Source organism: Pseudonocardia sp. DSM 110487 (genome assembly GCF_019468565.1).
In the GTDB taxonomy this organism is placed as follows: Bacteria; Actinomycetota; Actinomycetes; order Mycobacteriales; family Pseudonocardiaceae; genus Pseudonocardia.
This window is the reverse complement of the sequence record NZ_CP080521.1, coordinates 1,435,023-1,448,541: the sequence shown is the minus strand read 5'-3', so window position 1 is coordinate 1,448,541 and position 13,519 is coordinate 1,435,023. Positions and strand designations below refer to the sequence as shown.

General features: G+C 72.8%; 10 protein-coding genes. 3 read left to right on the top strand and 7 right to left on the bottom strand.

What is annotated here, in order from left to right:
• The first annotated feature begins 7 nt into the window (after positions 1-7).
• Genes K1T35_RS06780 through K1T35_RS06770 form a run of 3 tightly spaced genes read left to right on the top strand, consistent with a single transcriptional unit; the run spans position 8 to position 3,097 of the window.
• Positions 8-1,345 (top strand): aspartate aminotransferase family protein, encoded by a 1,338-nt coding sequence (locus K1T35_RS06780; RefSeq protein ID WP_220259308.1) that lies wholly within the window; start codon positions 8-10, stop codon positions 1,343-1,345.
• Positions 1,346-1,347: 2 nt separating this feature from the next.
• The gene (locus K1T35_RS06775) at positions 1,348-2,325 is read left to right on the top strand and encodes a phosphotriesterase (protein ID WP_220259307.1); all 978 of its coding nucleotides are present in this window, start codon (positions 1,348-1,350) and stop codon (positions 2,323-2,325) included.
• 58 nt (positions 2,326-2,383) lie between these two features.
• Positions 2,384-3,097, top strand: a complete 714-nt coding sequence (locus K1T35_RS06770) for a TetR/AcrR family transcriptional regulator C-terminal domain-containing protein (protein WP_220259306.1) — start codon at positions 2,384-2,386, stop codon at positions 3,095-3,097.
• 571 nt (positions 3,098-3,668) lie between these two features.
• On the opposite strand, the gene K1T35_RS06765 is transcribed toward K1T35_RS06770, so the two are convergent.
• The 7 genes from K1T35_RS06765 to K1T35_RS06735 form a co-directional block, all read right to left on the bottom strand.
• Complete coding sequence (locus K1T35_RS06765) at positions 3,669-5,420, bottom strand: amidohydrolase family protein (RefSeq protein ID WP_220259305.1); 1,752 nt, start codon at positions 5,418-5,420, stop codon at positions 3,669-3,671.
• Positions 5,421-5,613: 193 nt separating this feature from the next.
• The gene (locus K1T35_RS06760; RefSeq protein ID WP_255621654.1) at positions 5,614-6,624 is read right to left on the bottom strand and encodes an amidohydrolase family protein; all 1,011 of its coding nucleotides are present in this window, start codon (positions 6,622-6,624) and stop codon (positions 5,614-5,616) included.
• A 56-nt stretch (positions 6,625-6,680) separates the two neighbouring features.
• Positions 6,681-7,847, bottom strand: coding sequence for an MBL fold metallo-hydrolase (locus K1T35_RS06755; RefSeq protein ID WP_220259304.1), 1,167 nt, complete (start codon positions 7,845-7,847; stop codon positions 6,681-6,683).
• 70 nt (positions 7,848-7,917) lie between these two features.
• Positions 7,918-9,417 carry a bifunctional 3-(3-hydroxy-phenyl)propionate/3-hydroxycinnamic acid hydroxylase gene (locus K1T35_RS06750; RefSeq protein WP_220259303.1) on the bottom strand — a complete coding sequence of 500 codons (1,500 nt, stop codon included), beginning with the start codon at positions 9,415-9,417 and terminating at the stop codon, positions 7,918-7,920.
• Positions 9,414-11,303, bottom strand: coding sequence for an acyl-CoA synthetase (locus K1T35_RS06745; RefSeq protein ID WP_220259302.1), 1,890 nt, complete (start codon positions 11,301-11,303; stop codon positions 9,414-9,416). The genes K1T35_RS06750 and K1T35_RS06745 overlap by 4 nt, the downstream gene beginning before the upstream one ends.
• A complete protein-coding gene (locus K1T35_RS06740; RefSeq protein WP_220259301.1) occupies positions 11,300-12,253 on the bottom strand; it encodes a fumarylacetoacetate hydrolase family protein in 954 nt (317 codons plus the stop codon). Before K1T35_RS06740 ends, K1T35_RS06745 begins: the two co-directional genes overlap by 4 nt.
• Entirely contained in the window at positions 12,250-13,401 is a 1,152-nt protein-coding gene (locus K1T35_RS06735; protein WP_220259300.1) for a VOC family protein, read from the bottom strand. Before K1T35_RS06735 ends, K1T35_RS06740 begins: the two co-directional genes overlap by 4 nt.
• Positions 13,402-13,519: the final 118 nt, after the last annotated feature.

Below are 13,519 nucleotides of genomic sequence, written 5' to 3'. Positions count from 1 at the left end.
AGGCCCGATGCCCGCCGCGCACGGCAGCAGGCTCATCCGCAACGTGCTGTGCCAGCACCTGCCGACGATCGAGCGGGCCGAAGGCGTGTTCGTCTGGGACGACGAGGGCAACCGCTACCTCGACGGCTCGTCGGGGGCGGTCGTCACCGGACTCGGGCACGCCGACCCCGTCGTGCTGGCGGCGATGGCCGAGCAGGCCGGGAAGGTCACCTTCACCCATCGCGGCGCGTTCACCAGTCGCCCCGCCGAGCTGCTGGCCGACCGGCTGGCCGAGCTGACCGGGATGGCCGGGGTGTGGCTGGTCGGCAGCGGGAGCGAGGCGGTGGAGGCATCGCTGCAGTTCGCGTTGCAGTACTGGCGGGAGATCGGTGAGCCCGGACGCTCCCGGTTCCTCTCCCACCGGCACGGCTACCACGGCGGCACGCTCGGCGCCCTGTCCCTGTCCGGGCACGCCCGGCGGGACAACGCCGAGGCGCTGGTGCACGACTTCCTCGGCCTGCTCGCCCCGTGGCCCTACCGCTACGGCGCGGGCCGTGGCGACGCGGAGTTCACGGCCGACCTGCTCGCCGCTGCGGAGCGGGCGATCGTCGCCGCGGGCGACACCCTCGCCGGGGTCGTCGTCGAGGCGGTCGGCGGCGCCACCGGGTCCGTTGTCGTCCCGCCCGCGGGCTACCTGCCCGGGCTCGAACGGCTCTGCCGCGACGCGGGCGTCCTGCTGATCGTCGACGAGGTGTTGACCGGCCTCGGACGCACCGGCACCGCCCTGGCCGTGGATCACTGGGGCGTCCGGCCGGACATCGTGGCGCTGGGCAAGGGCCTGGGCGCCGGCTACACGCCGATCGCCGCGAGCCTGCTGAACGAGCGCGTCCTCGACGCCATCGCCGCCGGGAGCGGCACCATCCGGCACGGCCACACCTACGCGGGCAACCCGCTGTCCGCGGCGGTCGCGCTGGCCGTCCTGCGCCGCACGGACGAGCTCGGGCTTTACGCGGCCGCGCGCCGCGCCGGGGAGCGGGTGCGGGCTGGCCTGGCGGATCTCGCGGCCCGACACCGGCTGATCGGCGAGGTCCGGGGGATCGGGCTGCTGTGGGCGCTCGAACTGGTCACCGACCTCGAGGCGCGCAGGACGGACACCCCACCGGGGGTGCTGTCCAGCCGGATGGTGGCCGCGGCAACCGCCCACGGGCTGCTCGTCTACCCGTCCACCGGCGGGATCAACGACGCCGTCACGCTCGCCCCGCCACTGACGATCAGCGACGACGAGATCGACCTGGCGCTCGGCGCGCTCGACTCCGCGCTCACGGACGTCGAAGCCGCCCTCGCCGTGCAGCCGGCGGCGGTGTGACAGTGAGTGCCCCCACCGGCACCGTCACCACCGCCCTGGGCGACCGGGCGGCCGCGGCCCTCGGCCCGGTCCTGCCCCACGAGCACCTGTTCATCAACCTCATGCGCGAGCGCCGCGGCGACGGCCTCGTCAGCGACGAGGTGCTGGTCACCGAAGAGATCGCCGCCTGGGCCTTGCTGGGCGGATCCGCGATCTTCGATCTGACCACAGCCGAGCTGACACCGGGGTCGGTCCCTGGCGGCACCGCCACCGAGACGGGCTGGACCCGTGCCCCCAGCAACGTGGCCGCCGTCCAGCGGGTATCGAAGGCGACCGGCGTGGACGTCGTGCTGGGCACCGGGCACTACCGGGACCCCTTCATCGACCGCGACCGGATGGATCGCTACGGCGTCGACGCCATTGCAGACGAGATCGTCCGCGACCTCGACGAGGGTTTCCCCGACACCGACGCCCGCGCCGGGATCATCGGCGAGATCGGCGCCGACGCCTGGTACGTCTCGACGACCGAGGAGCGGTCTCTGCGGGCGGCGGCCCGGGCCGGGCTGCGTACCGGCGCCGCGGTGTACACGCACGCCGCCCGCTGGCGGGTCGGGCTGGAACAGCTGAGACTGTTGCGCGAGGAGGGCGTCGATCCGGCCCGGATCGCGATCGGGCACTGCGACACGGTGCTCGAGGACGGCTATGCGCTGGAGATCGCCCGGCACGGTGCCTACGTCGGCGTCGACACGGTGAACAGCCGCAACCCACGGGTCGTCGCCTGGACCGTGCGGCTCGTGCTGGAGCTCGTCCGGGCCGGCCACCTGGACCGGATCCTGCTCTCCCACGACGTCTGCGCCACCTCGCACCTGCAGGCCTTCGGCGGCAACGGCTTCGCCTTCGTGGGCGGGGACCTGCGCGCGGCGCTGCTGGACGCCGGGCTCGACGCCGAGGCGTTCGGCCGGATCACGGTGACGAACCCGGCACGCCTCGCGGCCCGGTGAGGGCAGTCCGCGAGGATGGACGGCGACCGGACGACGGTCGGAGGGGAGGGCCACGACGTTGACACGGCAACGCAGCGGAGGCGGCCGCGGTACCGCGGCGCCGCCTCCCCTGACCAGGCGGCAGGTCGTCGCCGAAGCCCTCGCGTTCATCGACGCCGAAGGGGTCGACGCGCTCACCATGCGCAAGCTCGCCGACCGCCTGGGCGTCTACCCGACCGCCGTGTACTGGCACACCGGCAGCAAGGCCGCCCTGCTCGCGGCGGTGTGCGAGCGGGCACACGCGGACATGGAGCTCCCGCCGGTCGACACCGAACGGTGGCAGGACTGGTTGCGGGCGATGGCGCGCAGCGCCCGGGTGACGCTGCACGCCCACCCCAACATCGTGCCGGTGCTCGCCTCGCAGCTGCAGGTCACCACGTCCTCGTTCCCGTTGGCCGAGAGCGTGCTCACAGTGCTCGAGGGAGCGGGCTTCCACGGCGAGCGGCTCACCGACGCCTACAACACGACCATCGGTTTCCTCTTCGGATTCCTCTTCGGCGAGCTGTCCGCCGAGCCACCGGAAGCCGACGAGAACTGGACCAGCGACTTCCGGCGCCGCCTCGACGCGATCGACCCGGCCACGGCACCCACGCTGGCCGCGAACCTGCCGACGCTCGCCGGGAAGGCCTTCATGCTGCGCTGGGAGTCCGGGCAGCACCGCCCGATGGACAGCGGGTTCGAGATGGCTCTCGACGTGCTGGTGGCAGGGCTGGCCGCCGTGCTGCCGCAATGACACCCAGGTCACAGCAGGTCGCCCCCGGCCCGGGCGAGACTTCACGACGGGCCCGGCAAAGAACTCAACGGCGACGTCGCCTACGTCCTTCGACCTCGCCGACGCACCGAGGGTCGCTGTCGGCGACCTGTTGGGTGGATATGCCGAGCACCGGCCGCGTCCGACCGGGCGAGCTGGCTGACCGGGCAGGTTCTCGGCGTCGACGGCGGCCTGAGGTCGAACGCGGCCGGGTGCTCCTGGCACCTGGAAGGCAGTGGGCAACATGCGCGGACAGGCTCGCGGGGGCGGTCATCCGACGAACGTTTGCGTCCCCCCAAGTCCAGGAGTGTCAGGCAGTCGACGTCCTGGCTCCCGGGTCGGGCTGCATACACCATGATGCGCAGGTCGCTGCCGGTGAAGCTGAGGACGTCGCAGCCCAGGCTCAGGGCGCCGACGTGGAAGCCGACTGCGCTCAGCCGGCGCTGTTCCGGGAGCTCGACGTCAGTGCCGTATACCGCCGGAGGGTCGGACCGTGGACGTCACGGCCCGACCCCGCGTGGATAGTGCGCGTGCCCGAGGCGGTACCTGCGCACTAACCACAAGCATCGCACTGGATCAAAGCGACCGCTCGTTGACCCTCGACGTGCCCGACGCCGACCATGCCGCGGCGTGGGTACAAGGCCGCTCCGATTCGCCCATTTGCGTTTCGCGTGCGCTGCCGATCATCGACCTTGTCGGCCATCGTCGCGGCGGTGAACGCGTGGCCCGCGCGGAAGACCATCGAGATGGCGCCGAGATTGTCGACGGAATCGAGAGGATCGGCGTCCAGGAGCAGGAAGTCTGCTTCCATGCCGGCGGCGACCCGGCCCATGCGGTCGTCGAGTCCGAGGTAGGTGGCAGGGGCGGTGGTCGCGGCCCGCAGGACGTCGAGGGGCGACAGGCCCGCTCTCGCCAGCTCGCGAAACTCGAGCTGGATGGCGCGGGCGGGGTCGGTGCCCGGGCCGTCGGTGCCTGTCATGATGGGCACCCCGGCCCGGGACCAGATGCCGATGGTCCGCAGAGCGCGTTCGTAGTACTCGTGATTGATCTCCCGCACCTGGGCGGGCAGTGCCTCGTAGGTTTCGATCATCGCCAGCCGCTGTCGGCGCTCCTGGTCGGACAATCCGTCCAGCCAGGGATCTGAGCGGTACGCCGGATCGTCGAGCCGGTACTTCGAGCGCAGGTTGATGAGCGTGGGGCACTGCCAGGTCATGTTGCGGGCGAGCATGTCGCCCAGTTCGGCCGCCCGCTGCTCGGAGTAGCTCGCGAGCGCGGTTCTGAGAAGTACCACCGCCGGGTCGTCCGGGTCGGCCACACCGACCGAGTTGATCAGCCGGTCCTTGAGGAAGGCGTCGAAGAGCTCTCCGGTGAACGGGAGGCCGGACAGCCATCCCGGTATCGGCATGTTCGTGTCCTGCTGTCGCCAGAGTTCATCGGGTGTGGCGGCGAGGGACAGGAAGAGGTTTGAACCGGTCCCGACGTGCTCCACCGAGTCGAAGCCCGCTTCGGAGGCCTCCTCCATCCGGATGGACGGCGGCAGGTGCCCGGCGATGCGGATGCCGCGCTGGTGCGCGGCCTCGATCGCGGCGAGGAACACGTCTCGCTCCGTCATGATCATCTTGATGAAGTCGGCGCCCGCGTCCCACTGCCGTGCGATCTCTTCTCTGACGTCGTCGACCGACCCGGCGTTGAACGGCAGGAGAAGGTTCCCCGGCATCTGCAGCACCGCCGGCGTGGACTCGCACAGCCCCAGGCGCTGTTCGGCACGGTCGCTCAACAGCTCGTCGGAGCCCTCCATCTGCCGCATCCCGGTCACGCCCTGAGCAAGCAGCGTCGCGTACGCCAGCTCCCGGTCCGAATACTGGAGAGCATGGGTGTGCATCTGGTTGTAACCCGGAACGGCGAAACGGCCGGCACCATCGATGACAGGCATCGACTTTTCCCCCGGCACATCACTGGCGGAAAGGACCTCCGCGATACGCCCGTTGCGCACGACGATCGATCTGCCGGGGATCCGGCTGCCGTCGAGCGGGTCCACGACCGTGACGTTGTCAACGCGCCCGTCCGCTCCTCTCCAGGTCGTCCGGGGCGGCACGTCACGGGCGAGCGCGCTCGCGATCGGCCGGTACCCGGCCGCGCCCGCACCGATCAGAACCGCACCGAGTCCCACCCTCTTGAGAAGCGTCCGCCGCGTACTCCGCCGCGCGCCGGCGGAAGAACTGGCTTCATCTGTCTCACGTTCCTCCGGTGCGTCGGCTTCCCCATCGGTCACGTCCTCGCCTGCCGGACGAGGCTCGGAATTCATGCGTCACCTTCCACGAAATACGCCTATGAGGGGAATCCCCGCTCGGGCCCGAAGGCTGGGCCGCGAGATCCGTCGCCGCGGCGGCCGCCCTTGCCGCGAAGCCACCGCGCTGCGCCGGGGGCCGCCGTCGCGCCGACCGATCGGGACCGCGCCCGCCGGATCGCCGCCGGGCCGCCCCCTGCCCTGCACCGCATCATTCCGACCGCACGAGCCTCCCGGCGTTGCGGGCGAGGAGGTCTCGCCAGCTCACCGAACCCTCGGGGGCCGGTGCGGCATCGAGGGACGCCAGCTGTGCGGCGACCGCGGCCGGTGGGGTGAAGCAGAAGTCGCTGCCGTACAGCAGGCGCTCGGTACCGACCACGGCGGCGAGCGCGGGCAGCTGTAGTGGGAAGGGAGTGCCCGCGCAGTCGTACCAGAACCGGGACATCAGGTCACGGCTGCGGGGCGCCCCGCCGCCGACATGGGCGAGGAACAGGTCGATCCGGTCGGCGAGCAGCGGCAGCACGCCGCCGCCGTGGGTGAACACCCAGTGGATGTCGGGGAAGCGGGTGAGCCGGTCGGACAGCGCCAGGTCGACCGCGGCCCGGGCGCCGTCGAAGAGGAACTCCATGAGCGGACGCGGGCGTCCTCGGGCCACCGCCTCCCAGTGCGGAGGGGACGTCGGGTGCACGAGGACCACGGCGGCACGACGGTTCAGCTCCTCGAGCAGCGGATCGAGGACCGGGTCGGCGGGATAGACGCCGCCGGCGTGGGACAGCACGACCACGCCGTTCGCCCCGAGCTCGTCCAGCGCGTACACCGCCTCGGCTACCGCGCCCGCGACGTCGGGCAGCGGCAGCGCGGCGAACTGGCCGAACCGGGTCGGGTGCGCGGCGACCACGCCGGCGGCGAACTCGTTCACCTGCCGGGCGAGCCGGCGCGCGGGCTCGTCCCCGCCACCGGTGGCACCGAAGTGCACGCCCGGCGAGGAGATCGACAGGATCGAGGTGGCGATCCCGGAGGCGTCCATGAGCGCGAGGTGGCTGTCGACGTCCCACCGCGGCCACGCGGGCATCCCGTCGGGAGTGCGGTGCCCGGCGGCAGTGGCCGCGGCGAGGTAGGCGTCGGTGAGGAAGTGCGCGTGCACGTCCACCAGCTCTGCCCCGCCACCGTCCGGCGTTGTTCCCCCTGCCGGCTCCCCGGCACAGCCGGCGGTACCCATCATCGTCACGGCTCCTCCCAGTACGCGCAGGACCGAGCGGCGGTCGATCCCGTGACCGGTCACGGCGCCCCGATTCCGATCTGGTCCAGGTCGACGCCCACCACGAGGCGCCCGGAAAAGCCCCGCACGCCGGCCTCCCACCGCTCCTCCGGCCAGGTCGACGGGACGAAGTGGTTGAGCACGAGCGTCCGGACGCCAGCCCGCTCGGCGAGCGGCCCGACGTCCTCGACGAGCGTGTGCTTGCCGATCAGGTGCTGGTAGATCGCCTCGTCGACCGGATCGCACGGGGCGGGGAAGTCGGCGGCCACCCACTCGCCCGCGATCACCTCGTGCACCAGCACGTCCGCGCCCGACGCCAGCTCGACGAGGTTCTCACTGGGGCTGGTGTCGCCGGAGAAGACGATCGACCCCTCGTCGCTCTCGAACCGGAAGGCCAGCGCGGGGAAGACGGGCGCGTGCTGGACCAGGGTCGCAGACACCCGGACGCGGTCGTCCTCGTAGAACGGGACCGGGCTCATCCGGGGGTGCGGGTTCCCGTTGGGGTCGGCCAGGTACTGCGCGGGGATCGGCACGTCGTGACCGGCGAAGAAGCTGTCCGGATCGGGGAGCCCGTTCTCGAAGGTCCGGTCGTTCAGATCGGTGGCGTAGGTCCGCTTCAGCAGCTCGATCATCTCCCGGGTGCCCGGGGTGGGGTTCTCGGGTGCCAGCGCCGCCGGCGAGCTGCCCGGTCGAGCAGGCGGCAGCTGGCCCCGGTTCCCCGGTCCCCAGACCTGCGTCGGGGCGTCGCCCGACCACAGCCCGTTGGCGAGCCCGTTGACGAGCAGGTCGTTGAGATCGCAGACGTGGTCGGAGTGCATGTGGGTGATGAAGATCGAGCGCAGCGCGTCCAGCGGGCCGCGCAGCCGGGACTCCCAGTTCCCCAGCCGGGCCTGCCTGATCTGCGGCCCGACCCCCTCCCCCGCGTCGACGAGGTAGAAGCGGTCGCCGACCGCGACCGCCGACGCGACCCCGCGGCGGTGGCCGTCCAACCACCAGTTCGGGCCACCCGCCGTACCCAGCAGGACCAGGCGGGTGCGCGCTCCGGACGTGAGCGGGGCGCGGAGCGCGGCAGGCGCGGACGCCGAGGACGGTGCAGCACCGGGACCGTGGCCCACGCAACCCGTGGTCAGTGATGCGGCACCCACAGCCAGGCCTCCCAGCAGGAATCGGCGGGTCAAACCAGACATCGATGTCGTTCCTTCCCCGTTGAAGTCGGTCGATCGGCCTCGTGGGACGTGGCCGCCGCGCGCCATCTCGTCATCGCGTCGGAAGAACCGGAACGGCCGGGTCCGGCCTCGGGAGTGAGACCGCCGTGAGCAGCCGCGCGACGTCCTTCGTGCGCTGCGCCACCGCACACACCACGCGGTCGGGCCGGACCAGCGCGGCCCGGATCCCGCCGGCCACCAGCCACCGGCCGACCGGGTCGGCGACGGTCACCGGCACCACCCGGACCCCGCCCAGCCCCTGGTCGACCGCGTCCAACGTGACCAGCGCGAATCCGGTACCGAGGACGTCGTCGAACCATCCGTCGGGCGTGCGGGCCTGTGGGCACAGCAGTCCGACCGGCGTGCGGCCGCCGCCGTTCAGCCGCAGTCGCGGCGAGGAGGCGTCGAGGAACCTCGCCGCCACCCCCGGGACGCGGCACAGCCCGCGCACCGCCGCCCGACGCAGCGCAGCCGTGCGGCCGCTTCCCCCGGTAAGCGCCCAGCCCACTGCGATCGCGCCCCGGATCTGCGCGACGACGTGCGGCACCCGCTCGGCCTCGTAGGTGTCCAGCAGCGACTCGCCCGCCGCCCCCCGCAGCACGAGGTCCAGCTTCCACGCCAGGTTGTGGGCGTCGCGCAGGCCGGCGCCGAGCCCCTGGCCGATGAACGGCGGGGTCTGGTGGGCGGCGTCGCCGAGCAGGAACACCCGCCGGTCGCGCCACTGACGCGCAACGCGCGCCCGGAACGTGTAGGTGGCGGTGCGCACCACGTCGATCCGCTCGGGGCCCGGCCCGTCGGTCCACGGCCCCAGCAGCTCCGCGATGCGCTCGGGCGCGACCGCTCCGCCCGTCCGGTCGGACTCCAGGAGGCGGAACTCCCAGCGGTATCGCTCCCCCACCAGGTGCATGAACGTGGCGGCCCGGCGGGAGTCGCAGACCTGGTGCACGCCGGCCCACATCGGCAGCGGCCGCGCCGACCGCACGTCCACGACCAGCCAGTCCTCGGTGAAGCCGAGGTCGCGGAACCCCATGTCGAGCGCGGCCCGGGTCGTGCTGCCCGCGCCGTCGCACCCCAACACCGCGGCGGCGGTGAGCTCCGCGGTGCGACCTGCGTGGTCGTACCGGACGAGTTCCCCTCCGCGCCGGTGCTCGACGGCGGTCACCGTCGCGTCCCGGAGCAGCGATATCGACGGCTGGCCGTCGACCGCCGTGCCCAGCAGCCGTTCCAGGTCGGGCTGGTCGAACATGGACGCGTCCGGGTGGCCGTTCTCGCCCACCGCGTGGTCCCGGCGGAACTCCGCGATGGTGTGCAGGCTCGCGTCCACCAGCCGCAGTCCCGGCATCGGCCGGCTGATCTCCCGGAAGCCGTCGGCCACCCCGGCCTCCTGCAGGATGCGCACGACCTCCCCGTCCAGGTGCACCGCGCGCGGCAGCGGGTAGGGAGCCGGGTGGCGTTCCAGCACGACGACCTCGTGCCCGCGACGGGACAGCAACAGCGCCGCGGTCAGCCCGACCGGGCCGGCACCGATCACGACGACCGGTTCGCCGGTCACGTCCCGTTCTCCACCAGGTGCCAGTCCAGGGCGTAGCCGCCGAGGACGTCTCGGACTCGGTCGACCTGGTCATCCGGGGCCACGACCCCGATGGACCCCGGCCCGCTGCCGGGCACCACCATGACCCGGCCGCCCAGTCGGCCCAGCTCCGCGGCGATCAGCCGACGGGCGGCGTCGGCGCGCAGGGCGGGCTTGAAGACCTTGCCGACCTCGGTGAGCGGGAGGGCGTCGACCAGCACGACCTCCTTGGGTGCCGCCGCGGGCTCGGGCACGGCCCCGGCGGCCCACTCCCGCAGGTCCTCGGCGGAGACCGCCGCCTGCGGTTCGCAGACCACGTAGGCGACCGGGACCTCGCCGGCGTACCGGTCGGGCCGGCCCACCGCCGCCGCGGCCAGGACGCCCGGGTGCCGCAGGAGCGCCTCCTCGACGACGGCCGGATCGATGTTGTGACCGCCACGGATGATCAGGTCCTTGGTCCGGCCGGCCAGCCGCAGGAACCCGTCAGCGTCCACGCTGCCCCGGTCCCCGGTGTCCAGCCAGCCGTCCCGCACCACGCCGTCCCGGATCGGGCGGCCGTCGCGCAGGTAGCCGGCGAACACCGTCGGACCGCTGATCACGAGCAGACCCGTCTCGCCAGGGGGCAGATCCGTCCACTCCCCGGTGACCGGGTCCACTGCGACCGCCTTGACCTGCTGGTACGGCAGCCGCTGCCCGACGGATCCCGGGCGCGCGCGACCGCGGCGGGTCATCGCCGTCGCGCAGGTCGCCTCGGTCAGGCCGTAACCCTCGACGAGCTCGACGCCGGTGTGCGCGGAGAACGCGGTCCGCACCGCGTCGGGCAGCGGAGCCGCTCCGACGACTGGCATGCGCAGCGAGGAGATGTCGGCGTCGACCGGCACGCGGGTGAGGCTCGCGTAGACCGTCGGCACCGCGGACATCCCGCCGATGCGGTAGCGCTCGACGATTCTCCAGAAGGTCGGGTGAAGGCCGGGTTCGCGATAGCCCCCCGGTGGGCCCCACACCACCGGCCGGCCGGTCATCAGCGGGGCGAGGCAGGTGACCAGCAGGGCGTTGACGTGGAACAGCGGCAGCGCCGCGAAGATCGCCGAGACCGAGCCGTCGGGGTCGGTGGCCCGCTGTACGGCGGCCATCGACCACGCCATGGTGACCTCGTTGCCGTGCGTGTGCACCGCGATCTTCGGCGCGCCGGTGGTGCCTCCGGTGTGGAAGTACGCGGCCGCGTCGGTGGCCTCCGGGAGATCGGACAGCTCGGCGATGTCCTCGGCGGCGGTGGACTCCGCCAGGTCGAGGACCTGCACCCCGGGCAGCCCGGGCACGCGGGGCGCGGGCCCGGCCGCGGTGTCCGGGCGCAGCACCAGGACGGTGTGCACGGCCGAGCCGGGGACCAGCCGGGTGATCGTCGCCCACACGCGCTCGTCGAGATCCGGTCCGGCGACCACGAGGACGCGGGCGCACGTGGTGGCGACGAGGTGCGCGATCACGTCCTCGGCCAGCGCCGGGTTGATCGGGCTGACCACCCCGGCGGCCTGGGCGGCCAGCACCGCGCACAGCATCCCCGCGGTGTTGGGGCTGATCACGCCGACCGCGTTGGTCCGGCGCACCTCCAGACCGTGCAGCACGGCGGCGGTGCGCCCCACCCGGTCACGGAGACCGGCGAAGGTCAACTTGACGGGCTCGTCCCATGCCGCCACCGACGGCAGCACGGTGATCGCGGTGCGCTCGGGCCACAACGACGCAGCCCGGTCGAGCAGTGCCCAGGTGCTCGCCGGCAGGCCGCGCTCGGCCAGCGGCACCGCTTCCAGGGCAGGCAGGTCGCCCGGCTCGTCGAGGCGCGGCCAGAGGCCGTCCGCGGTCGCGGCGCTCACCGGTGTTCCACCGGGGTGCGTTGGGTGCCGAGGTCGATCGTGCCGTCAGCGGTGGCGATCGTGGCGGTGACGACGTCGCCGTCCTGCAGGTAGGAGCGGTTGCGCTGCTGGCGGCCGAGGAACGTCCGCCACTTGACGGCCGGGGGCAGCAGGTTCCCGACGATCTCCACGGGCTTGGGTGGCGCCTTCAGTGCCGTGCCGCCGGGAGTGCCGGTGAGCAGCAGGTCGCCGGGTGCGAGCGCCTGGAAGCGGGCGAGCAGGGTCAGCGCCCGGGCCGGCCGGACGATCATGTCAGCGGCCGTCCGGTCCTGCCGCAGGACGTCGTTCACCCACAGCCGCAGCCGCAGCCGGTCCAGGTGCGCGAAGTCGCCCTCGTCGAGCAGCACCAGCCGTGGCCCGACCGGAGTGAAGGTCGGATAGGACTTGCTCTCGTAGAATTGCCCCTTGGGCAGCTGGATGTCCCGAGCGCTGACGTCGTCGGTGATCACCAGGCCGGCGACGTAGCGCGGCAGATCCGCCTCCGACACCGCGGTGTTCAGCGGCAGGTCGGCCCCGAGGACCAGACCCAGCTCCACCTCGTAGTCGAGCAGGGTCACGTGCGCCGGGCGCACGATCGTCGAGCGCGGCCCGGTGACCGAGCTCGACGCCTTGCGGAAGAACGTCGGGGGCACTGAGTCCGGGTCGAACCCGGAGTCCTTCGCGTGCGAGCGGTAGTTGACCATCTGGGCGACCACCCGGCACGGCGTCGTGACCGGGGACTCCAGCTCCAGGTCGGCGACGTCCACGGCCCGGGTGGAGTCACCCACCTGCCGCGCAGCCTTGTCGACCGCGGCCCGGTCGGCGAGCAGCTCCGCGGTGACGCGGGCCGAGGTGCCGATCTCCAGCGCGCGGGCCGTCCCGGGGTCCTCGACCCACCAGTGTCCGCCGGCGCGCAGCACACCGATCGTCATGACGACATCGCCTTCAGCAGCGCCAGCAGCCGGCCGGCCGTCAACTCGGTGTCCTCGCGCCGCAGCGCGTCCACGACCTCGCGCAGCCGGGCAGGCGTCGGGGTGGCCCCGAGGAAGTCCCGCGTGACCGGTGGTCCCCACTGCGCCAGCCCGGACGCCGAGAGGGGTGCCCATCCCGGTTCCAGGGAGGCGTCGAAGAGGTCCCCGTCGGCGAAGTGCTCGACCATCAACCGGTCCGGGTCCCGCCAGTAGTCGAACAGCTGGCTGCCCTGGATGTGGCGCCCGATCCCCCACGCCCGCCGGTAGCCCCGCTCGGCGAGGTACTCCCCGCCCGCGGCGATCGCGTCCAGGTCCGTCACCTGGTAGGCGGAGTGCACGTACCCGAGGCCGGGTGCCAGCAGCATCGCCAGCGTGTGGTGGTCGACCGGTACGCCGCCCCGGTCACAGCGCAGGAACGCCATGGTCGGCCCCAGCTCGCGCTGGCCCGGCAGGAACAGGAAGTCGCTGACGATCAGGCCGAGGGTGTCCAGGTACCAGTCCAGGGCCGAGTCGAAGCGCGGGGTCTCCAGCACCACGTGTCCCAGGCGCTGGACGCGAGCGGGTTCGCGGGCGGGGCGCTGGGGCCAGTTGATCCGGCGCGGGGTGAGCCCGGTGTTGAGCGTCAGCGCCACCTGCTCGGGCAGCTCGGCGTGCACCTCGGCGCCGTGGACCACTCCGACCGGGATGCCGCTGGGGTCCACCAGATCCACGATCGAGCCCGCACGGCCCGCGCCGAGGGGGCGTACCCGGCTGCCCGTGTGCCGGGCGAGCCGCTCCAGGTCGGCCGGCTCGTCGACGCGGAACACCGGCCCGACGAACCTCGACGTGGGACCGCGCCGGATCACGACCGCGTCCGTGCCGGCGAACGAGCCGCGGAGACGCAGCCCGTCGGCGGTACGGGCGGCGACGGTGAAGCCGAAGTCGCGGGCGAAGGTCTCCGCCCGATCCAGGTCGGGCTTCTCGAACTGCAACCAGGCCAGGTCGGCGACCTTGACGACCGGGTTGCGGGCGCGCCCGGGGTGCTCACGGCGCAGCGCACCGCGCTCGCTGTGCAGGTCGCTGTGCGCCGACGCCGGCAGATCGACCGGCGCGGGGATCTCCACGGCCACGGGACGTCCTCCTTGACTGTGACCTCGTCACATCACTGATGAAATCATCAGCCACTCGCGCCTTCGGGGTCAAGGATCGGCACTGATGAGATCCTCAGGACTGACGGCACGTACGCTG

Bases quoted from the DNA above. Each gene is read 5' to 3' on its own strand.
- K1T35_RS06740 (WP_220259301.1), bottom strand. From the start codon at position 12,253: ATGACGATCGGTGTGCTGCGCGCCGGCGGACACTGGTGGGTCGAGGAC.
- K1T35_RS06760 (WP_255621654.1), bottom strand. From the start codon at position 6,624: ATGATGGGTACCGCCGGCTGTGCCGGGGAGCCGGCAGGGGGAACAACG.
- K1T35_RS06765 (WP_220259305.1), bottom strand. From the start codon at position 5,420: ATGAATTCCGAGCCTCGTCCGGCAGGCGAGGACGTGACCGATGGGGAA.
- K1T35_RS06780 (WP_220259308.1), top strand. From the start codon at position 8: ATGCCCGCCGCGCACGGCAGCAGGCTCATCCGCAACGTGCTGTGCCAG.
- K1T35_RS06755 (WP_220259304.1), bottom strand. From the start codon at position 7,847: ATGTCTGGTTTGACCCGCCGATTCCTGCTGGGAGGCCTGGCTGTGGGT.